Source organism: Streptomyces sclerotialus (assembly GCF_040907265.1).
In the GTDB taxonomy this organism is placed as follows: domain Bacteria; phylum Actinomycetota; class Actinomycetes; order Streptomycetales; family Streptomycetaceae; genus Streptomyces; species Streptomyces sclerotialus.
The window spans coordinates 755,624-775,546 of sequence record NZ_JBFOHP010000002.1 but is presented as its reverse complement, the minus strand read 5'-3'; the positions used below and the strand labels follow the sequence as shown (position 1 = coordinate 775,546).

The following is a 19,923-nucleotide window of genomic DNA, read 5'->3' as shown; positions in this document are numbered from 1 at the left end:
GATATGTTGCCGAAGGCAACTATTGGTCCGGTGAGAGGCGAGAACGTGACAGCAGTCGTGCAGGGCACCTGCGCCCCCGGGTTCGAGAACGTCCGCGCCGAGTTCGCGCGCAACTTCGCCGAGCGCGGCGAGGTCGGCGCCTCCCTCGCGGTGACGCTCGACGGGGAGTTCGTGGTGGACCTCTGGGGCGGGTACGCCGACGCCGCCCGCAGCCGTCCCTGGGAGCGGGACAGCCTGGTCAACGTCTACTCCACCAGCAAGGGCATGACCGCGCTCTGCGCCCACCTGCTGGCCGACCGCGGCGAACTGGACCTCGACGCCCCCGTCGCCCGCTACTGGCCCGAGTTCGCGCAGGCCGGCAAGGACGACGTCCCGGTGCGCTGGCTGCTGTCCCACCGCGCCGGCCTGATCGCCCCGCGTACGCCCCTCACTCCGGACGACGTCTACGACTGGGAGAAGGTCTGCGCCGTCCTGGCCGCCGCCGAACCGTGGTGGCGGCCCGGCACCGCTCAGGGCTACCACGCCGTCAGCTTCGGCTTCCTGGTCGGCGAGGTCGTCCGCCGGATCACCGGCACCTCCCTCGGCACCTTCCTGCGCACCGAGATCACCGAACCGCTCGGCGCCGATCTGTACATCGGCACCCCTGAGGCCGAACACACCCGCTGCGCCGAGCTGATCGCCCCCGGCGTGGGCGGCGGCCTGCGGAAGGTGTTCCCCGGGATGCCCGAGGGCCCCTTCGCGTCACTGGACGCACATCCCCTGGCCGGCGTGGCCGTGGCCATGGGGTACCTGCCGATCGGGGACGTGAACAGCGCCCGCTGCCGTACCGCCGAGATCCCCGCGGCCAACGGCAACGCCACCGCGCACGGCCTGGCCACGGTCTACCGCGCCCTCGCCACCGGCGGACTGGTCGGCTCCGGCACGCTGGCGGCGATGCGCGCGCAGCAGAGCCGGGACGGCGAACCGGACCTGGTGCTCAGCGCCGCGGCCCCGGAGCGGCTGCCGTTCGCCTGGGCGGCCGGGTACATGCTCAACTGCTTCGGCTACTTCGGGCCCAACCCCGGTACGTTCGGGCACGGCGGCGCCGGCGGCTCGCTGGCCTTCGCCGACCCGGAGAACCGGCTCTCCTACGCCTACACGATGAACAGGTTCGGCGGCAGCACGACCGGCGGCGACACCCGCAACCTCAAGCTCGTCGAGTCGGTGTACGCGGCGCCGGCGCTCGCCGGACAGGCCTGAGACACCGCGTCCGGCGGCGGTACGCGCCTGGTGTGGCGCGCACCGCCGCCGGACGGTGGTGGTACGGGGCCGGGCGGGAGAACCGGCCCGTCCTCACATCTCGTGCGCCGGGTTGCCTCCCCAATGCGCGTGCCGCGGTACCTCCTCGCCCTTCATCAGGAAGGAGTCCGGGGCCAGCGTCGCGCCGTCGCCCACGGTCACGCCGTAGTGCACCAGCGTGCCGTTCCCGAGGGTGCAGCCGTTCCCGAGCGTGGTGCGGTCGGACTTGAAGGTGCCGTCCTCCTGGGAGTGGCACTGGATGACGCTGCCGACGTTGAGCGTGCAGTCGTCGCCGATGGTGACGAGCGTCCGCTCGGGCATCCTGGCCCCGTCGTCGAAGAGCCGCTTCCCGAGCCGGACGCCCAGCATCCGCCAGAACAGGCCCTTGAACGGGGTGCCGTTCAGCAGCCGCAGCTCCATCGCCTGGTGCTTCCAGAAGCGCTCGTGCTGCCAGAAGTACGGGTGGTAGATCGAGCAGAACCGCGGGCTCTGCCGCCGGAACCGGGTGGCGACGCGCTCGACGAGCGCCGTGAACCCGATGGTGAACGCGACGGTGAGGACGGTGGCCGCGGCGATCGCCAGCGCGCCGAGGGACTTGTAGAGCCCGGCAGCCGCGCCCGCCAGCAGCAGCACGCCGAAGGCGTGGATCCACCGCGTGAACAGGAACGAGAGCAGCGTGACGGCGTTGTGACGGTTCTTGGCGGACAGCTGTCGGCGCAGCTCCGCACCGCTGCGCAGGTGGTCGAAGGTCGCGTCGCGCTCGACGGAGCGCGGGATCTCGAAGCTGGGCGACCCCAGGAGCCCGACCCCCTCCCGGACCTTCCCGTCGATCGGGACCATGACCTTCGTCGCGAGCAGGACGTTCTGCCCTGTCCTGCCGCGCGACGGGTAGTTGACCTGGTTGCCGAGGAAGTTGTGCGGGCCGATCGCCACCCGTGTGACGCGGAAGGACGTGCTGGAGTAGTCCGCGTTGATGACCGACAGCCCGTCGGCGACCATCGTCCCCGTGCCCACGGTGCTCAGGTACGGGTTCTCGTGCTTGACCTCCGTGCCGAAGTTCGACCCCGTCTGTTCCACCCGCGACAGGTCGTACCCGATGGCGCGCAGGTAGTGGACGACGAGCGAGCTGTCGCCGGCGAGCCGCATGAAGAACTTGTTGTTGGTCATCCGTGCGATCGTCCGGTGCACCGAGTAGTGGAAGCCGTACAGCGGATAGACCGTGTCCGGCCGGAGGAAGAGGTTCAGCAGACGGGGAACGGTGGTCACGAAGAGCAGACCGAAGACCAGCGAACCGAAGAAGAGCACGAACGACGCGGCCAGCGCGTCCCGGTAGAACGTCCAGCTCGTGAAGGCCATCGACTCCGCGCTCAGCAGCGCGCTGAGCTGCGGCACCTGCGACACCAGCAGGTCCACCCCGCCGAACACCAGCGGCACGTACACCAGCAGCGCGGTCAGCAGCTGGACCACGCTGTAGCCGACCCGGCTCACCGTGGTGCACTTGGCGGGCCCGACCGACCGGTAGTCCGTGTCGGTCGGCTGCGCGGGCGTGCCGTGCCGGCGCTCGCCCGCGGGCACGGACTGCCCGGAGTACAGCGAGGAGGCGTGACCGAGCTGCGCCCCGTCGCCCATCGAGACGTCGATGTCCAGCACCGTGGCCTCGCTGACGTACACGTCCTTCCCGAGGGTGACGGTGCCGGTGCTGATCCAGCCGGCCTCGGCCCGGTAGCAGGTGAGGAACGCTTCCTTGCGGACGACCGAGTCGTCGCCGACGGTCAGCAGGTCGGCGCAGACCGGCACGTGCTTGGAGAGGTACGCGACCCGGCGGCCGATGTGCGCGCCCAGTGCCTTCAGGTAGAGCACGTACAGCGGTGAACCGGCGAACAGCACCAGCGGGTTCAGCTGGATCAGCGTCCGGACGAGCCAGAACCGGACGTACGACAGGCTCCAGATGCGGATCCGCTGCGGCTTCCACCGCCCGATGAGCAGCCACTTCGCCGCGATCGGCAGGGCGCACATGCCGAGGAAGACCGCGCCGCCGAACAGGACGGCCCGCACATAGCCGTCGAGCAGGCCCGGGGCGGCCGCGATCCAGTCGTAGCCGAGGCCCAGGACGAGCGCGGTGACGTAGGCGTAGCCGAGGAAGAGCAGGAACTGCAGGGCTCCGCAGAAGAGGTACTCCGCCGTGCTCGCCCTGGCCGGCTCCGGCGGGGCCGGCAAGGCGGGCGCCGCCACGGCCGCCTGCCCGTTGGACGCGGGCGGCGCGGGCCGGTCGAGCGCCGCGGCCAGGCTGCGGAGCGTCGGGTGCCGGTAGATGTCCTTCATCGACACCGCCGGCAGGTCCGGGCGCTTCCTGACCCGGGCACAGAATTGCGCCATCAGCATCGAGTCGGCACCGAGGTCGTCGAAGAAGTGGCTGTCGGCCGGTACGTGCTCGACGCGCACGACCGCGGCCAGCACTTCGGCGAGGGCACTTTCGGTGCCGACTGCTGCTGGGACGGTGTGTTCGTGTGGAACTGTTGCGGGTTCCGCCAGGTCCTCCGTTGTGACCTGTGCGTTCTTTCCCACCACATGGACTCCTTGAGAGTGTTGGTCGAGCGGGCGGGCGAGTGGCGGAGTGGAATCGTCCACTCGCCCGCTGGTGGGGGCGTGGCCCTCGGGGTCCAGGGGTGCGGTGGGGGAGCCCCCGGGGCTGGCGGAGGGACGGCGCGGCGAGAGCCGGGTGCCTGGCCGCCGTTCAGCGGCGGCCGTGGTTCACCGGAAGGGCGCCGGTGGGACCGTGGGTCTGGGGACCCGCCCGGTCGGGTACATGTCCGGCAGTGCGCTGTGCACCTGCGGCAGTGCGCTGTGCGTCGTCACGGCCACAGTCTTGGGAACGGACAGGATTCAACCGAGCCGCCAGGTTTCCGGAGTCCCCCCGCCGGGCGGCCGGAGCCGAGCCCCCGACCGGCCGGAACCACCCCGCCGACCGGCCGGAGCCGACCCGCCGCATGGCGGGAACCCGCCGCGGGCACCCGGCAGCAGGCAAGGGGCGTGGTACACATCGGGCGGTGTCCCGAGGCGAGTGGAGCACGCGTGATCCGGGTACTGGTGGTCGACGACGAGGCCCTGATCCGTACGGGCTTCCAGCACATCCTCGGTGCGGCGGACGACATCGAGGTCGTGGCGGCGGTCCCCGGCGGTCAGGCGGTCCGGACCGTACGGGAGTTACGGCCGGACGTCGTGCTGCTCGACATCCGCATGCCGGACGTGGACGGGCTCACCGTCCTGGCCGACCTCCGGCGGTTGCGGGAACCACCGGTGGTCGCCATGCTCACCACCTTCGACACCGACGAGTACGTGGCGGCCGCCCTGCGCTCCGGCGCCGACGGATTCCTCCTCAAGGACACCGACCCCGAGCAACTGCCGCATCTGATACGCACGTTGGCGGCCGGCGGTGTCGTGCTGTCCGCCACGGTCACCCGGACGGTCGTCAACGGCTACCTCGACAGCGGCCCCGACGAGCCCGCCGTCCGCGGCGTGGCCCGGCTCACCGACCGCGAACGCGCCGTTCTCCGCCTCGTCGCCGAAGGACTGTCCAACGCCGACATCGGGACACGGATGCACTTGAGCACCGGCACGGTCAAGGACCACGTCAGCACCATCCTCACCAAGCTGGAGGTGGGCAGCCGGGTACAGGCGGCCCTGCTCGCCGAGCGCGCGGGGCTCCTGCGGGCCCCGCGGCACGAGGAGGGCACATGAAGACCCGCCGCCCGCCGGCCCTGCTCAGATCCGGCCGCCCGCTGGTCCTGCTGAAGTCCCGCCGGCTGCCGGTACTGCTGCTGGACCTCGCCCTCATCGTCGCCGTCCTGCTGGACGCCTGGGCCCACTACGAGCCGGACGACCCACTGGGCACCGTCACCTCCCTGGTCGCCGCCTTCTCCCTCGCGCTCCGCCACCGCCTGCCGCTGACCACGTTCGTGCTCACCCTGCCCGCACTCGTGGTCGCCGACGCCAAGTACGCCTCACTGGCGGCGCTCTACACCTTCGCCTCGCTCACCCACCGCCGGGTGCTGCTGGCCGTCTGCGCCCTGACGGTCGTGGCCGGTCACGTCGTGCCGTGGCCGTACCCGGAGTACGACGACTACCAGGACACCTCGACCCTGATCCACCTCGGGTACAAGCTGGCGATGGCGGCCGCTCCCGTCTTCCTCGGCCAGCTCGTCCAGGCCCGCCGGGACCTGTCGGTGCGGCTCGCCGAGATCTCCGAGGCCCGCGACCACGAGCGGCTGCTCATCGCGCAGACGGTCCTCGCGAAGGAACGCGCGCAGCTCGCCCGGGAGATGCACGACGTGGTCTCCCACCAGGTCAGCCTGATCGCCGTCCGGGCCGGAGCGCTCCAGGTCGGCACCCGGGACCCGGCGGTGAAGGAGGCGGCGGCCACGATCCGGCGGCTCAGCGTGCAGACGCTGGAGGAACTGCGGCACATGGTCAGTGTGTTACGGGCTTCCGGCAGCCGGCCGACCGAACTGACCCCGCAGCCCTCCCTCGTCGACCTCCAGCGCCTGGTGAACGGCAGCGGCATCGAGGCGGAGCTCAGGACCGACCTGCCCGAAGGGCTGCCGCCGACCGTGCAGCGTGCCGTCTACCGCACCGTCCAGGAAGCCCTGACCAACGTACGCAAGCACGCCCCGGGCGCCACCGCGACGGTCCACCTCTACTCCGAGGGCGGCACCCTGCACGCCGTCATCACCAACACCGCCCCCACCCGCCCGGCCCTGCCGCTGCCCAGCGCCTCCCACGGCCTGGTCGGCCTGCGACAGCGCGCCGAACTCCTCGGCGGCACCGTCACCGCCGGCCCCACGGCCGACGGCGGCTACCGGCTCCACCTGGAACTCCCGGCGGAGGGCAGACCGGGGACCGGCGGGCAGCGCTGAGCGGCCCGCGCCCCTAGGGCAGCACGGCGCGGGCCCGGTCGATCAGGGCGCGCGCTGCGGGGCTGCGCGGCCCGTCGGCCCGCCAGGCGAACACCAGGCGCCCGCGCAGTGCGGGCGGATCGATCCGGACCGTGCGCAGCTGCCCGGCCAGCGACGCGGCGTAGCCGCCCGGGAGGATCGCGGCCCCCAGTCCGCGCGCTGCGAGCTGGGCGAGGACCTCGGGCTTGCTCGCCTCGAAGGCGATCTGCGGCGTGAAGCCCGCCGCCGCACACGCCTCGTCGAGCCGGGCGCGCAGGCCCGTGCCGCGGGGCAGGCTGATCAGCGGGCGGCCGCGCAGGCTGTCGAGCGGGACGACCGGGTGGACGGCCAGTTCGTGGCCGGGTCCGACCGCCGCGACGACCGGCTGGTCGTCCACCACGATGATCTCCAGGCCGGCCGGGGTGCCGCTCCCCACGCTGACGACCGCCGCGTCCAGCCGGCCCGTCCGCAGATCCTCCATGAGCTCGTCCGACGTGGCTTCGGACAGCGTGATGTCGACCGCGGGGTGGGCGTCGTGGAACTCCGCCAGGAGGCCGGGCAGATCGACGTGGTGCGAGGTCACGGTCCCCACGGCGACGTGCCCGCGCAGCAGCCCGGTCAGCTCGTCGACGGCCGCCCGGGCCCCGTCCACCGCGGCGAGCGCCGCCCGCGCGTACGGCAGGACGGCCGCGCCCACCTCGGTCAGCCGCACCGCGCGCCCCGAGCGGTCCAGCAGTTCCTCGCCCAGCTCCCGCTCCAGCCGCCGGATCTGCGCGCTCACCCCGGGCTGGGCGACGTGCAGCTTCTCCGCGGCCCTGGTGAAGTTCCGCTCCTCGGCCACGGCGACGAAGTACTGCAACTGATGAAGCTCCATGACCGGGCAGTCTAGCCCGCCATAACCACTGCTTCTGATGAGCAGACTCACCATCTCTTGGACTTCTCATCGCCTCCGGACGAGAGTGAAGACACGCGGTCACCACCGGCCGCGGTAGCGAGAAGGGAACCGCCATGACCGAGACCCGTGAACGCGCCACCACCCCGGAGGACCTGGCCCGGCTCTTCGTGGCCCGCGCCAACGCCCGCGACGCCGAGGGGCTGGCCGAGCTGTACGCGCCCGACGCGGTGCTCGCCTACCCGCCGGGCTCCACGACCGTGGGACGGGACGCCATCCGCGCCGTGTGCGAGCGGCTGGTGGCGCACGCGCCGCTCCCGTTCGCCGAGGAGGAGCCGCTGCCGACGCTCCGGTACGGCGATCTCGCCCTGACCGCCACCCGGCCCGCCGACGGCACGGGCGGCCGGGTCCAGGTCGCGCGCCGGCAGCCGGACGGCACCTGGCTGCGCATCATGGACCGCCCGGAGGCCCCCACCGCTCCCGCGGCACAGGACCGGCGATGACCGTCCTGATCGCCGGAGCCGGGATCGGCGGCCTCACCGCGGCGCTGAGCCTGCACGCCGCCGGAACCGACGCGAGGGTGGTGGAGAGCGCGCGCGAGGTCCGGCCGCTCGGCGTCGGCATCAACCTGCTGCCGCACGCCGTACGCGAACTGACCGAGCTGGGCCTGGGCGACGACCTCGCGGCGCTCGGCGTGGCCACCGCCGAGAACGTCTACTGCGACCGGCACGGCCGGCGGATCCACACCGATTTGTGCGGCAGGGCGCAGGGCTACCACTGGCCGCAGTACTCCGTCCACCGCGGCGAACTGCAGATGCTGCTGCTCGCCGCGGTCCGCGCACGGCTGGGCGCCGGCGCGGTCCGGACCGGAACCCGCCTGGTGGACTTCGAGGAACGGGCGGACGGCGTGCGGGCCCGGCTCCTGGACCGGGCGTCCGGGGAGGAGCGGGAGTACGGCGCCACGGCGCTCGTCGGCGCCGACGGCCTGCACTCGACGGTCCGGGCCCGGCTGCATCCGCAGGACGGCCCGCTGCGGTGGTCGGGCGTCCGCATGTGGCGCGGGGTGACCACCGAGGCCGAACCGTTCCTCACCGGCTCCTCGATGGCGATCCTGCGGGACGCGGCGGCGGAACTGGTCGTGTACCCGATCGGCCGCCGCCGCATCAACTGGGTGTGCCTGGTCCGGGAGGCCGAGCCGCAGCCGCTCACCGAGGACGCGGCCTGGAACCGTGCAGGCCGCCCGGCCGACGTACTGCCGCACGTCGCCGGCTGGCGGCTGGACCGGCTCGACGTAGCCGGCCTGGTGGCGGGCAGCGACGTCGTCCTGCAGTACCCGATGGTCGACCGCGACCCGCTGCCCGCCTGGGGCAGCGGCCGCGTCACCCTGCTCGGTGACGCCGCCCACCCGATGTACCCCGTCGGGGCCAACGGCGCGTCCCAGGCGGTCGTCGACGCCCGGGTACTCGCCCACGCACTCGCGCGGGCCGCCGGCGTACCGGACGGACTGGCCCGCTACGAGTCCGCGCGCCGCACCGCGACCACGGCCGTCGTCCTGGCGAACCGGGAGATGCACCGGGCCGGCGGCCGGACCCCGCAGGACCTCGCCCGCATCACCGGCACCTACCGGCACGCCACCGGCAGCGACGTCACCGTGCTCAACTCCCGGGCCTCCCTGTCCGTCCGATGAGGACCGGGACGGGCGCCGTGGTCAGCCGTCCTTGCCCATGACCTTGCGGATGGCGTCCCGGGCCCGGTCCATGACCGCGGCCACGGGGCCGGCCACGAGGTTCTTCGCGGCCGTCTCCGTCCCGGGGTGCGGATGGGTCGGCGCCGTCGCCTCGGCCGCCTTCACGGCCTTGGCCATCGCGGCCAGCCGGCCGGCGTCGTTCAGCCGCCGCAGCTGGGCGAACTCGTACCGCTCCTCGGCGCGGGCGTGCTCCGTCACCGCGGTACGCAGCTCCAGCAGCCGCGGCAGAAAGGCGGAGTCCTCGGGATCCATCCCGTCCAGTTCGCTGAGCGCCTCCTTGGCGGCGTTCTCCTCGGCCAGCCGGTCCGCCACGATGTCCGCGCCGCCGTCCACGGCGCTCTTCACGTACGGGTGGACGACCTCCTCCTCGGCGGTCTCGTGCACGGCCAGCAGCCGCACCAGGCGCCGGAAGGCGTCCCGGCGGGCGTCGCCGGTGGTCTGCTCCACCTCGTCGAAGAGATTGCGGATCTCCCCGTGCTGGCCCATGAGCAGGGCGACCACGTCCTGCTCGGGCGCGGGTGCGGGGGTGGGTGCCGTCGTCGGGCTCACCATGTCCTCCAGGCGTCGATCGGTCGTCTCAGCTCTCGCGCAGCCCGGGCACGGGGTGGTCGCCCTCGGTCTGCACCCGGTACTCGCGGCCGAAGGTCTGGTGATGTTCTTCCATCACGCGGTCGCTCGGCGGTGCCTCACCACCGTGCAGCGCCTCCTGCATCGCCTCGAAGCGCTCGTGTGCCTCGCGGACGTACCCGGTGCCCAGCGTGGTCAGGTCGAGCTGGTCGGCGATCAGCTCGCGCAGGTACGCCTTGTTGGGTTCGAACGTCAGCACGTTCGGCAGCTCGGGCGCCAGGATTTCGGCCGGGTCCCGCTCGTCGTGGCGGCGCATCAGGTCGCACGCGATATGGAGATGCTCCAGCTCCATGTTCAGGTGCAGCTCCCAGATCGCCTTCACCTTCGGGTCGCTCTCCTGCTCCATGAAGGAGTGGTAGAGGTAGCACTCGTTGTACTCGTGGTTGACGAGCTGCTCCCACCACGTCTCACCCGGGTCCACCAGGGACTCGTAGTGCGTGACGTGCTCCTCCTCGATGAGCCCGATCTCCTGGTAGAGCTGGCGGGCGATCGGCTCCATGTAGGTCGGGCCGACGTTCATGTAGAAGTTCATCGTCTGCTGCTCGGCCGACATCACGGTCAGCGCGTGCAGCTTCGACAGCGGATCGGTACGTGCCTTGTCGTAGGGTTCGCGTACGTTGTCCACGGGGCTGCGGTGGTGCATACGGGTCGGCCGGCCCGGCATGACCTCGGTGAGCCCGTCGACGACCGACTCCGCCTTGCGGTGCTCGATCATCTCGTACAGGTTCGCGTACCGGTACAGGTGGTCGAAGTCCTCCAGGACGCCGAACTGGTACGCCTGCTTCAGGTACGGGTCGGGCTCGCTGCGCGCCACCCACGCGGTCAGGTCGACGGCCACCTGCTCGTAGGCGAGGGTCGTCTCCAGCACCGAGGAGACGCCCGGCAGCAGCCAGTTCACGGCCTTCTGCTGCTGCGCCTCGACGTACCGGGTACGCGCCAGCTGCCGCTTGACCGCCGGGTCCTTGCAGTGCCGGGCGAACTGGTGGCTGAAGAGGATCGCTTCCACCTCGATGCCGTTCATCGTGATGATCCGGCAGCGGGTGTACGGATCGCAGTGATCGGGGTCGATCGGCGTCACGTCCAGCTCGCGCCAGTTGCGCAGCTGACGGTCCAGCGGGATGCCCCGCTGCTCCAGAGGGTTGAACGTCACGGGGGCCTCCCGGCCGTTGGGATGGGTCCGAGGATGGCCGGGGTACCCCCGCTCACGGCGGCGAATCGCCGAGTGGGCCGGTTCCGCCCCGCAGCACAACGCAAATGGGCCAAGCACCGGGCCGGCCCGCCCGCCCGCACTCGTCCCCCGTCCGGCGAGCCGCCGTCAGGCCGTACCGAAACTCCGGGCGGCCTGTTCCACGCGCAGCCGCTCCAGGGTCCCGGACTGCCGGTCCGCGCGTTCCAGGAGGTCGTCGAGCCGGGCGGCGTCCAGCCGGTCGTCGGCCTCCGCCAGCTCACGCAGCGTCCGCCAGCCCGCCGCCTTGCCCTCCACACCCAGCCTGAGCACCTCCAGCTCGAGGAGCGGGCTGAGCGGCGAGCGGGACAGCAGCCGGCGGTTGGTCTTGAGCCGGCCGATCTTCTCGGCGGCCCAGCCCGCACCGGCCTTGTAGCCCCGGGCGCGGATGCCGAGGTCCTTCATGATGCGCAGCAGGGCCGCCCGGTCCGCCGCGATCTCGGTGGCCAGCGCCTTGAGCGTCTCCCCGGTCGCGGGGTCCGCCGGGCTCCGGGCCAGCCGGCGCGCCAGCTCCGTACCGAACATCGCCCCGGCCAGGTGGTCGTTGAGGTACACACCGAGCAGCGCGAGCCGGTCACTTCGCGGGGCGCGCGGCACGGAAGGGGTTTCGGCGCGTTTCGTCATGCGGCCACGAGTACCCGTGGGTACCGCGCCTATCCTCGGTCCGTGAGCGGGAGTCCCCTTCAGGCGCCGGCGCCACCCGGACGCCCCGGCTCCCGCCCGTCACACCCGCTCCCGATCCGCACACGAAACGGCAACCCCATGGCTGTGCTCACCGACCAGGCGTTCCCGCACCACGTCGCCGACCGGCTCGCCGCCCTGCCCGCCGTGCACGCCGTCACCCTCGGCGGCTCCCGGGCCCAGGGCACCCACGCGCCGGACAGCGACTGGGACTTCGCCGTCTACTACCGCGGCGCCTTCGACCCGGCGGACCTGCGCGCCGTCGGCTGGGAGGGCGAGGTCTCGGAGATCGGCGACTGGGGCGGCGGCGTCTTCAACGGCGGCGCCTGGCTCACCGTCGACGGCCGGCACGTCGACGTCCACTACCGCGACCTCGACGTCGTCGAGCACGAGCTCGCCGAGGCCGGGCAGGGGCGGTTCCACTGGGAGCCGCTGATGTTCCATCTCGCGGGCATCCCCAGCTACCTGGTGGTGGCCGAGCTGGCCGTCAACCAGGTGCTCCGCGGCGAACTGCCCCGCCCCGCCTTCCCGGAGCCGCTGCGCGCGGCGGCGCCGGCGGTGTGGCGCGGGAGGGCGGAACTCACGCTCCGCTACGCCAAGGGCGCCTACGCCCCGCGCGGCCAGGTCACCGAGGTCGCCGGTGCCCTCGCCACGGCGGCCATGGAAACCGCGCACGCGGTCCTCGCGGCACGCGGCGAGTGGGTCACCAACGAGAAGCGGCTGCTGCAGCGCGCGGGGCTGCGCGGCCTGGACACGGTCCTCGCCGGACTGCGCCCGGACCCGCAGCAGCTGGCCCGCGCCGTCGCGGAGGCGGAGACCCTGTTCGCGGCGGCCTGAGAGCCGGTGTCAGCACCCCGGCCGGACGCCCGCCGCCTGGCACTTCCCCCAGCGCTCGGCTTCGCTCGAGCAGGGGAGACCCCATCCTCGCGGCGTTGCCGAAACGCCCTGGCAGCTCCTCGAGACACAGGCTCCGAGCGGCGTACGGGCTATGCGCTCAGGTGGAGGAGGAGGCGGTCCACGAAGGCGCGCTGGGCCGCGATGAGCAGTTCCCTGGCCCGGTCCGGGCCGTACCACGCCACGCGGTCGATCTCGGGGAAGGAGCGGACGGTGCCGGAGCCCCTGGGCCACTCCGTCTCGAAGGTGCCCGGCACGATCGCGCCGGGGTCGAGGTCGGCCTCGGCGGCCCAGGCGGTGACCGTCTTGCCGCCCGACTGACGGACCTCGCCGAGAGGGACGTACGGCCCCTCCGGGGGCGGCAGGCCCAGTTCCTCCTCGAACTCGCGCCGGGCGGCGGCCAGCGGCTCCTCCGGCGGGACGTACTCGCCCTTGGGCACCGTCCACGCGCCTGCCGTACGGCGGGCCCACAGCGGCCCGCCCATGTGTGCCAGCAGCACCTCCACCCCGGTGTCGCCACGGCGGTACAGCAGGAGGCCGGCGCTCCGTTTCCCCGTCATGGTCCCGGCACACCGTGTGCCGCGAGAACGCTCTTCACCGTGTCGGCCTCCTCGGGGGTCTTGTCCTCCCGGTACCGCACCACCCGGGCGAACCGCAGGGTGACACCGGCAGGGTAGCGGGAGGAGGTCTGGAGGCCGTCGTAGGCGATCTCCACGACGAGTTCGGGACGTACGGTCACGACGGAGCCGGTCTCGTCCACGGCGAGTTCCCGCAGCCGCTCGGTCTGCCAGGCCAGCGTGGCGTCGGTGAGGCCCTTGAAGGTCTTGCCGAGCATGACGAACGAGCCGTCGTCCCCACGGGCGCCGAGGTGCAGGTTGGACAGCTTCCCGGCGCGGCGGCCGTGCCCCCACTCCGCCGCCAGGACGACCAGGTCGAGGGTGTGCACGGGCTTCACCTTGAGCCAGGAGGCGCCGCGCCGCCCCGCGCTGTAGGGCGCGGCGAGCCCCTTGACCACGACGCCTTCGTGGCCGCGGCGCAGCGTCGCGGCCCAGAAGTCCTCCACCGCCTCCAGGGCCTCCGTGTCGTCCGGCTCCCGGACCACGACCCGGCGGACCCGCATCGGCTCCGGCACGATCCGGGCCAGCTCCGCGTGGCGCTCCTCGAAGGGCAGGTCCATCAGGTCCCGGCCGTCGGCGTACAGCACGTCGAAGAAGACCGGTGACAGCGGCAGCGCGGCCTGCGCGGCGGCCACGTCCACGCGGGAGCCGAAGCGCCCGGCGGTGCGCTGGAAGGGCAGCGGCCGGCCGTCGGCGTCCAGCGCGATCACCTCGCCGTCGAGCACGCACCGGGAGGCCGGGAGCGCGAGCGCGGCCTCGGTCACCTCGGGGAGCCGGTCGGTGACGTCGTCCAGGGTGCGGGTGTGGACGCGTACGTCGTCGCCGTCGCGGTGCACCTGTACGCGGATGCCGTCGAGCTTCTCCTCCACGGCGCAGGCACCGAGCTTGGCGACGGCTTCGGCCGGCGACTTCGCGCTGTGGGCGAGCATCGGCCCGACGGGGCGCCCGACGGTGAGCCGGAACCGGGCCAGCGCGGGCGGCCCGTCGGCCAGCAGCGCCCGGGCCACGTCCTGGAGGCCGCCGAGCATCACGGCCCGCCGGACGTCCGCCGCCGGTGCGTCCGTCGCCGCCGCGAGCCCTTCGACGGCGAGCGCGTCCAGCGCCCCCTGGCGTACCTCGCCGGTCAGCAGGCCGATGAGGAATCCCTGTTCCGGCTCGGTGGCCGCGCCCAGCAGTTCCTGCACCAGCCGCCGGCGCTCGGTCTGTGAGCCTGCTCCCGAGACCTGGGCGAGCCCGGTCAGTGCCGCGTCGACGCCGCCTACGGTGAGCGTGGCGCCGGCGGCCGGGGGAGCCGGGTCGCGCAGGGCGCTCCAGCCGATGCCGATGCGCCCCTGGGGCAGCCGTCCGGCGAGGTAGGGGATGACGACCGGTACGTCCTCGGGCGCGGCGTCCCGGAACAGTTCGGCCAGCAGCGCGACCTTCTTGGAGCGCGCGGAGGTCGAGGCGACTTCTTGGGACACGCGGGCAAGGTGGGCCAGCAGCATACGGCCATCGTGCCTCGCCCGGCCCTGCCACGCCTCCGGGCCGGACACCGGGCATGTCGGCCGAGCCGGGCGGCTGTCACGACGTGATCCCGCCAAAAGTTGGCGCGCCCGGCCCCTTCGTCATCCACAGAGATTGCCATTCATTGACATCTGCTTGGTGAACCTTTTACCTTCAAGCGGTGCGGCAAAAGCGCACGTCAGCGCCGCATGTCCAGCTCACTCTCCACCTCTCGGAGGCTTGCATGGAACAGCTCATCAAGAAGATGGCCCAGGACGACGTCTGGCAGGGCTGGGTCGCCGCCAACTCGGCGCAGAAGGCGGACAAGGACGGCTGCATCAGCGCGTCCCCGAAGTCCGGCTGCATCAGCGCGACGAAGACCGGCTGTATCTCCTGACCCGTCGCCGCCCGGTGCTCCGGGGCCGGTCCGCAGCGGCGCACCCCCGCTGCCGGCCGGCCCCGTGAGCCGGCCCACGAGCACTGTTGAGGTTCCCTTGAAGGTTTCCCCGGACGGTCAGCCGACGGCCGAGGTCATCGCGCGCGTCAAGGACATCCCCATCTACCGTGACGCGCTGGCGCGCGGCCACTTCCCCGTACTGGAGAAGGCCGAGATCGCGCGCGGCTTCCCGGACAACTGGATGACGCCCGCGCTCGCGGCCGCCCTCGAAGCCGGCGAGGCGGAATTCGTGCTCTCCACGGGCACCAACCACGCCCGGATGCAGATCATCCGGCCCCCGTACTTCCTCCTCAAGTCCTACTACCGGCTGTGGAGCGAGCACCCGGACATCAAGGAGACCTGGGAGGCGGGCTGCCGGCGCGTCTCGCTCACGACGGTGCTCGCCACGGAGCACGTGGCCAGGGTGAACGCCAAGAAGCGCGGCGAGGAGCCGCGGCCCGACCCGCGACCCGAGGACCGCCGCCTCGACGCCCGCACCTTCTACCTCAACACCCGCCTCGACCCCGCGCTCTGGGAGCGCGCCGACGTCGAGCGGATGCTCGCCGAGATGGCAGAGGCCCGGCAGGCGCATCCGCGCGGGTGGTACCACCTGGACTGCTCCAGCTACCACCTGGCGCACCTGCTCCAGAAGATCGGCACCTGGGGGCTGTGGGACGCCTTCTCGCCGCCGGCGAGCATCATCCACGCCTACGAGTACACCCCGGTCAACGTGCGGCGGTATCTCCAGCAGCACTTCGCGTGCCCGATCATCGACCTGTTCGGCAGCACGGAACTGGGCTACCTCTTCTACAGCGACCGCCGCGGCCGCTACCACCCCTTCCTCGACGACATGAGCGTCGAACTCGCGCCGGTCACCGAGGGCAGCGGGCTCTTCCACCTCATCGTCACCAGCGTCCGCAACCCGCACATGCCGCTGGTCCGCTACCGCTCCGGCGACTGCGTCCGCACGGCCGACGGCACTCCCGACCCGGCGCGCATCACGCAGTTCTGCGGCCGGGAGAAGGAACTGCTGGATTCCCCCGCCGGGCCGGTGGCGCAAGGCGACCTGGACGCCCTCGTCGGTTCCGTCTCGCCCCGCGTCTTCGTCCCCCAGCTGCGGGTCCTCAGCCCCGCCGAGGCCGTGCTCGCCTACACCACCTTCGACGGCAAGCCCCTCGCATCAGCACAGGTGGCCGCCCTGGGACGGGGCGTGCGCGAACTGACAGGCCGCCGCTGCGTACTCGACCACCGCGCACACATCGCCATCGGAAAGTCGGGTAAGTACGCCTGGCTCGACCGGGACGGAAAGGGAGAGGGACCATGACCACGAAGACGTTCGTGACGGCGGACGACCTCACGACGCTGCTCGGCCCCGCACTCCACGCGGAGCTGGTCGGGCACTTCGCGGCCGGCAGCGAAGCGCCCCGCGAGTACACCGAGCGGCAGGCGCTGGAATGCCTGCGCTACCTCTACCTGATCTCCAAGTACCCCGAGCAGCTCAGCGGGCTCTTCCTCCCCGTCGAGCAGGAGATCGACGAGTTCTGGCACTACCTCATCCTGCAGACGCGCGAGTACCGCTTCCTGTGCGAGGAGCGCCTGCCGGGGAAGTTCTTCATCGAGCACCGCAGCATCGGGTACGAGGAGTACCAGCAGGAGCCCGGACGCGAGCAGGCGATCGAAGAGGCGCTGCGCTGGATACCGCTGTACTGCAAGGAGTTCGGCCCCTTCGACGAGGGCGCGCTGCCGCACTGGACCATCGTCCGGTTCCTCCACGACCAGCTGGGCATGCCGCTGGCGGAGATCTCCGCGCTGGAGCCCGTGCGAGGGGACGGCGCGTGACCGGACGGACCCCGGCGGTGCCCGCCGCCCAGGGCCCGCGGCTCCCCGCGGCCACGGCCGTCCCCGCGACGTCCGTCGCCGCCGCACAGCGACGCGTACTGACCGTCCTCGTGGTCTCCCAGGTGCTCAGCGGTGCGGGGCTGGCGGCGGGCATCACCGTCGGCGCGCTGCTCGCCGAGGACATGCTCGGGACCACGGGCCTGGCCGGCCTGCCCAGCGCCCTGTTCACCGCCGGCTCGGCGCTGGGCGCCGTGGGCATCGGGCGGCTGTCCCAGCGGTGGGGCCGGCGCCCCGGCCTCGCACTGGGCTACGCCGGCGGCGCGCTCGGCAGCCTCGGCGTGGTCCTGGCCGCCGCGACCGGCAGCGCACCACTGCTCTTCGTCTCGCTCACGGTCTACGGGGCGGGCACGGCGACGAACCTGATGGCCCGGTACGCGGGCGCGGACCTGGCGGCGCCCGAGCGGCGCGGCCGCGCCGTGAGCACGGTACTGATGGCCACCACGCTCGGCGCGGTGGCCGGACCGCTGCTCGTGAGCGTCACGGGCGAGGCCGCGCACGCCTGGGGCATCCCCCGGCTGGCGGGCCCGTTCGGGCTGGCCGCCCTCGCCTTCACGGCGGCCGCGCTCCTGCTGGCCGCCCTGCTGCGCCCCGACCCCCTCCGCCTGGCGCGCACCCTGGCCGAGGCGGAGGCGGAAGCCGGGTCCGGAGCCGGGGCGCGGAGCCGGTCCGAGGCCGAGGAGGCACGGAGCACGGCGGAGGCCGGCGGTGCCGAGGCGGCCGGCGCGCGTGACGCCCGCCCCGACCGGCGCGCTCTCCTCACCGGTACGTCCGTCATGGTGCTCGGCCAGCTCGCCATGATCGCGATCATGACCATGACGCCGGTCCACATGCTCGCGCACGGCCACAGCACCGGCGACGCCGGGCTGGTCATCGCCCTCCATGTCGGGGCGATGTTCCTGCCCTCCCCGCTGACCGGGCTGCTCGTGGACCGCGTCGGCCGGCCGGCGGTCGCCGCCGCGTCCGGGGTGACGCTGTTCGCCGCCGGCGCCGTCGCCGCCCTGGCGCCGGTCCACTCCGTGCCGGCCCTCGCCACCGCCCTCGTGCTGCTCGGCATCGGCTGGAACTTCGGCCTGATCAGCGGTACCGCCCTGGTCACCGACGCGCTGCCGGCTGCCACCCGGGCCCGTACGCAAGGGCTGCTGGACGTGGGCCTCGCCATCGCCGGGGCCACCGGCGGCATGTCCTCGGGCCTGGTCGTGATGGCGGGCGGCTTCCCGGTACTGGCCCTCGCGGGCGGGGTGCTGGCGCTGGCGATCGTTCCCGTGACGGCACTGACCGCGCGGCGGTCCGGTGCCGCGACCGGTGCCCGGCGCCGTGCCGCCCCGCACGCCTCCCGCAGCGAATCCGGAGAGACCGCTGCATGATCCCCATCCGCGCGCCGAGGCCGCCGCCCGCACGCGCCGCACCACCCCGCGGTACCGCTGCCGGCCGGCACGGACACCGCATCGACGACCACTGCCCGTGCAATCCGCTCCCGCCACATCCCTCAGTGGCACCCTCACCAACAGGAGACATCTCCCGTGGAGTCCTTCATCCAGCAGGCCCGCAACTTCAACGCCCGTATCGCCGAACGACCTGAGGAACGGGAGATCTTCAGCCGCCTCGCCGAAGGCCAGTCGCCGCTCGCCCTGTTCATCACCTGCTCCGACTCCAGGGTCGTGCCGTCCCTGTTCACCGGAGCCCGGCCCGGCGAGCTCTTCGAACTGCGCACCGCAGGCAACGCCGTCCCCGCTTTCCACGAGGGAATGGCCTGCTCGGAGGCGGCGACCATCGAGTACGCGATGCGGGTGCTGAAGGTGTCCGACATCGTGGTGTGCGGCCACTCCCACTGCGGTGCGGTGGGCGCGCGGGCGCGTGCCGAGGACCTGAACGACGCGCCCGCCGTACGGGACTGGCTCGCCCAGGAGTTCTCCTCCGAGCTGCCGAAGGACGACACCCCCGCGGTCGCCGGCGCCGTCCAGCGCCATGTGTGCGAGCAGGTCGAGCGGCTGCGCGCGTACCCCTGTGTCCGTGAGCGGCTGGACGCCGGCGAGGTGACGCTGCACGGCTGGTTCTACGAGGTGCACACCGGCCTGGTGACGGCGCACGACGCGGCCACCGACACCTTCCTGCCGGTCTGAGACCAGGCGGGCGGAGCCCCGGGCCGGTGCTGTCCCGGGGCTCCGCCCGTCGCCCGGTCACGCTCCCCGCGCGACCGCCCTGCGGGACATCGTCCCTGCGTCAGCCGCCTGCCCGGTCGGTGGGTTCGCGGCTGCCGCTCTTCGCCAGGCCCCGGCTGAGCAGGTAGCCGATGCTGAGCAGGGTGACGTACAGCCATGCCTGGTCGGCGGGGAAGCGGTCCACGACGCCGGCGCCGCTGCCCACCACGGCGGAGGCGATGAGAACGGCCACCACGGCGGCCACGTAGACGAAGAACTCGGTGGTCTTGAAGGACGGTTTGGTCTCGGTACTGCTCGGCCGCGCCGCGGTGTAGGTACTTCGCGGCATGCCGGATTCCGAGTACCCGGGGGATGAGGCTGCGGTCATGATGCGCCTGCCTTCTCACGTGGGTCGCCCGGCGGGTGCCGGGTGCGGCGCACGCGTACCCGGGCGCCGGGCACCGGAACGCCGGGCGGCCGCCGGCCGTCCGTACGGGAGCGCTGTCGGCCAGTAGCCCGCCCGCCGCAGGCGACCGCTGTGGCAGGGCGGGCCGCCGTGAGCCGCCGACGGGGTGGGAGGAGCGGCAGGGGACCGGCGGGCCCCGGGGTACGAGGCGGAGGTCGGCCGAATCACCCCCGGAGTTCCGGGTCGGTGGGCGATTTCCGGAGGCCGGCGGGGGCCGCGGTGCGCAGTGAGCGCAGCGCGAGCAGGAGGACGCCGATGTCGTCGAGGTACACCGGGTCCGGGAGAAGGTCGACGGGGGAGAGCAGGTAGAGGAGCGCGCCCCAGAACGCGAACTCGTTCATCGGCAGGCCGGCGGCCTTCAGGCGGCGGCGGGTGGCCACGGTCTTCACGAGGAGCACGACGGCCACCGCCAGGGTCAGCAGGAGCAGGACTCCGGCCACCACCACGACGACCCACAGTGCGTCGTTCATCATGTCACCCCTCACCGCTTCGCCACCCGTCCGGGTGTCGGGCGGGCCCGTTGTCGACGGTACCGGGGTCAACGACATTTCCGACATGTATCCGTCCGTGTGCGACACTCGGCTTGTATCACATGCCCGTAGTTCACTGC

Annotated in this window: 20 protein-coding genes; 11 read left to right on the top strand and 9 right to left on the bottom strand. The window is 72.7% G+C overall.

The annotated features are described in order from the left end of the window. Positions 1–3 precede the first annotated feature (3 nt). Positions 4–1,239 carry a serine hydrolase domain-containing protein gene (locus AAC944_RS03580; RefSeq protein WP_030606622.1) on the top strand — a complete coding sequence of 412 codons (1,236 nt, stop codon included), beginning with the start codon at positions 4–6 and terminating at the stop codon, positions 1,237–1,239. A gap of 93 nt (positions 1,240–1,332) precedes the next feature. Here the strand turns inward: AAC944_RS03580 and AAC944_RS03575 are convergent, their stop codons facing one another. After that, positions 1,333–3,846, bottom strand: coding sequence for a Pls/PosA family non-ribosomal peptide synthetase (locus AAC944_RS03575; protein ID WP_030606624.1), 2,514 nt, complete (start codon positions 3,844–3,846; stop codon positions 1,333–1,335). 504 nt (positions 3,847–4,350) lie between these two features. Between AAC944_RS03575 and AAC944_RS03570 the strand changes: the two genes are divergently transcribed. Both AAC944_RS03570 and AAC944_RS03565 read left to right on the top strand, forming a co-directional pair. Then, positions 4,351–5,016: a response regulator gene (locus tag AAC944_RS03570; RefSeq protein WP_030606626.1), complete on the top strand. Its 666-nt coding sequence runs from the start codon at positions 4,351–4,353 to the stop codon at positions 5,014–5,016. Between the two features lie 50 nt (positions 5,017–5,066). Further along, entirely contained in the window at positions 5,067–6,191 is a 1,125-nt protein-coding gene (locus AAC944_RS03565) for a sensor histidine kinase (protein ID WP_030606630.1), read from the top strand. A gap of 13 nt (positions 6,192–6,204) precedes the next feature. Here the strand turns inward: AAC944_RS03565 and AAC944_RS03560 are convergent, their stop codons facing one another. Beyond that, a complete protein-coding gene (locus AAC944_RS03560) occupies positions 6,205–7,083 on the bottom strand; it encodes a LysR family transcriptional regulator (protein ID WP_030606632.1) in 879 nt (292 codons plus the stop codon). 134 nt (positions 7,084–7,217) lie between these two features. Between AAC944_RS03560 and AAC944_RS03555 the strand changes: the two genes are divergently transcribed. Both AAC944_RS03555 and AAC944_RS03550 read left to right on the top strand, forming a co-directional pair. Beyond that, entirely contained in the window at positions 7,218–7,604 is a 387-nt protein-coding gene (locus AAC944_RS03555) for a YybH family protein (protein WP_030606637.1), read from the top strand. Next, complete coding sequence (locus AAC944_RS03550) at positions 7,601–8,788, top strand: flavin-dependent oxidoreductase (RefSeq protein ID WP_030606640.1); 1,188 nt, start codon at positions 7,601–7,603, stop codon at positions 8,786–8,788. Before AAC944_RS03555 ends, AAC944_RS03550 begins: the two co-directional genes overlap by 4 nt. Positions 8,789–8,809: 21 nt before the next feature. Here AAC944_RS03550 and AAC944_RS03545 read toward each other — a convergent pair whose 3' ends face one another. From AAC944_RS03545 to AAC944_RS03535, 3 genes are all read right to left on the bottom strand, one after another. Then, a complete protein-coding gene (locus AAC944_RS03545; protein ID WP_030606643.1) occupies positions 8,810–9,400 on the bottom strand; it encodes a hemerythrin domain-containing protein in 591 nt (196 codons plus the stop codon). 25 nt (positions 9,401–9,425) lie between these two features. Then, the gene (locus AAC944_RS03540; RefSeq protein ID WP_030606645.1) at positions 9,426–10,625 is read right to left on the bottom strand and encodes a hypothetical protein; all 1,200 of its coding nucleotides are present in this window, start codon (positions 10,623–10,625) and stop codon (positions 9,426–9,428) included. A 165-nt stretch (positions 10,626–10,790) separates the two neighbouring features. Then, positions 10,791–11,324, bottom strand: coding sequence for a hypothetical protein (locus tag AAC944_RS03535; protein ID WP_030606648.1), 534 nt, complete (start codon positions 11,322–11,324; stop codon positions 10,791–10,793). 138 nt (positions 11,325–11,462) lie between these two features. Here AAC944_RS03535 and AAC944_RS03530 point away from each other — a divergent pair, with 138 nt between their 5' ends. Continuing rightward, entirely contained in the window at positions 11,463–12,218 is a 756-nt protein-coding gene (locus AAC944_RS03530; RefSeq protein WP_030606651.1) for a nucleotidyltransferase domain-containing protein, read from the top strand. 149 nt (positions 12,219–12,367) lie between these two features. Here the strand turns inward: AAC944_RS03530 and AAC944_RS03525 are convergent, their stop codons facing one another. Together AAC944_RS03525 and AAC944_RS03520 are read right to left on the bottom strand one after the other, a co-directional pair. Further along, a complete protein-coding gene (locus AAC944_RS03525) occupies positions 12,368–12,835 on the bottom strand; it encodes an NUDIX hydrolase (RefSeq protein ID WP_030606653.1) in 468 nt (155 codons plus the stop codon). Further along, a complete protein-coding gene (locus AAC944_RS03520; protein ID WP_030606657.1) occupies positions 12,832–14,376 on the bottom strand; it encodes an ATP-dependent DNA ligase in 1,545 nt (514 codons plus the stop codon). The genes AAC944_RS03525 and AAC944_RS03520 overlap by 4 nt, the downstream gene beginning before the upstream one ends. Before the next feature lie 242 nt (positions 14,377–14,618). Here AAC944_RS03520 and AAC944_RS03515 point away from each other — a divergent pair, with 242 nt between their 5' ends. The 5 genes from AAC944_RS03515 to AAC944_RS03495 all read left to right on the top strand — a co-directional run bounded on the left by AAC944_RS03515 (position 14,619) and on the right by AAC944_RS03495 (position 18,829). After that, positions 14,619–14,771: a hypothetical protein gene (locus tag AAC944_RS03515; RefSeq protein ID WP_181138642.1), complete on the top strand. Its 153-nt coding sequence runs from the start codon at positions 14,619–14,621 to the stop codon at positions 14,769–14,771. A 97-nt stretch (positions 14,772–14,868) separates the two neighbouring features. Then, positions 14,869–16,134, top strand: coding sequence for a phenylacetate--CoA ligase family protein (locus tag AAC944_RS03510; protein ID WP_030606659.1), 1,266 nt, complete (start codon positions 14,869–14,871; stop codon positions 16,132–16,134). Next, positions 16,131–16,649, top strand: a complete 519-nt coding sequence (locus AAC944_RS03505; protein WP_030606662.1) for a glycine-rich domain-containing protein — start codon at positions 16,131–16,133, stop codon at positions 16,647–16,649. Before AAC944_RS03510 ends, AAC944_RS03505 begins: the two co-directional genes overlap by 4 nt. A gap of 98 nt (positions 16,650–16,747) precedes the next feature. Continuing rightward, positions 16,748–18,073, top strand: coding sequence for an MFS transporter (locus tag AAC944_RS03500; RefSeq protein WP_051871356.1), 1,326 nt, complete (start codon positions 16,748–16,750; stop codon positions 18,071–18,073). 156 nt (positions 18,074–18,229) lie between these two features. Next, complete coding sequence (locus AAC944_RS03495) at positions 18,230–18,829, top strand: carbonic anhydrase (RefSeq protein WP_030606668.1); 600 nt, start codon at positions 18,230–18,232, stop codon at positions 18,827–18,829. Between the two features lie 100 nt (positions 18,830–18,929). Here AAC944_RS03495 and AAC944_RS03490 read toward each other — a convergent pair whose 3' ends face one another. Next, positions 18,930–19,196, bottom strand: a complete 267-nt coding sequence (locus AAC944_RS03490; RefSeq protein ID WP_368396826.1) for a hypothetical protein — start codon at positions 19,194–19,196, stop codon at positions 18,930–18,932. Between the two features lie 281 nt (positions 19,197–19,477). Continuing rightward, positions 19,478–19,783 carry a YkvA family protein gene (locus AAC944_RS03485; protein WP_030606674.1) on the bottom strand — a complete coding sequence of 102 codons (306 nt, stop codon included), beginning with the start codon at positions 19,781–19,783 and terminating at the stop codon, positions 19,478–19,480. Positions 19,784–19,923: the final 140 nt, after the last annotated feature.

Bases quoted from the DNA above. Each gene is read 5' to 3' on its own strand.
- AAC944_RS03490 (WP_368396826.1), bottom strand. From the start codon at position 19,196: ATGCCGCGAAGTACCTACACCGCGGCGCGGCCGAGCAGTACCGAGACC.
- AAC944_RS03505 (WP_030606662.1), top strand. From the start codon at position 16,131: ATGACCACGAAGACGTTCGTGACGGCGGACGACCTCACGACGCTGCTC.
- AAC944_RS03515 (WP_181138642.1), top strand. From the start codon at position 14,619: ATGGAACAGCTCATCAAGAAGATGGCCCAGGACGACGTCTGGCAGGGC.
- AAC944_RS03530 (WP_030606651.1), top strand. From the start codon at position 11,463: ATGGCTGTGCTCACCGACCAGGCGTTCCCGCACCACGTCGCCGACCGG.
- AAC944_RS03525 (WP_030606653.1), bottom strand. From the start codon at position 12,835: ATGACGGGGAAACGGAGCGCCGGCCTCCTGCTGTACCGCCGTGGCGAC.
- AAC944_RS03580 (WP_030606622.1), top strand. From the start codon at position 4: ATGTTGCCGAAGGCAACTATTGGTCCGGTGAGAGGCGAGAACGTGACA.
- AAC944_RS03485 (WP_030606674.1), bottom strand. From the start codon at position 19,783: ATGAACGACGCACTGTGGGTCGTCGTGGTGGTGGCCGGAGTCCTGCTC.
- AAC944_RS03560 (WP_030606632.1), bottom strand. From the start codon at position 7,083: ATGGAGCTTCATCAGTTGCAGTACTTCGTCGCCGTGGCCGAGGAGCGG.
- AAC944_RS03555 (WP_030606637.1), top strand. From the start codon at position 7,218: ATGACCGAGACCCGTGAACGCGCCACCACCCCGGAGGACCTGGCCCGG.
- AAC944_RS03535 (WP_030606648.1), bottom strand. From the start codon at position 11,324: ATGACGAAACGCGCCGAAACCCCTTCCGTGCCGCGCGCCCCGCGAAGT.
- AAC944_RS03545 (WP_030606643.1), bottom strand. From the start codon at position 9,400: ATGGTGAGCCCGACGACGGCACCCACCCCCGCACCCGCGCCCGAGCAG.
- AAC944_RS03520 (WP_030606657.1), bottom strand. From the start codon at position 14,376: ATGCTGCTGGCCCACCTTGCCCGCGTGTCCCAAGAAGTCGCCTCGACC.
- AAC944_RS03550 (WP_030606640.1), top strand. From the start codon at position 7,601: ATGACCGTCCTGATCGCCGGAGCCGGGATCGGCGGCCTCACCGCGGCG.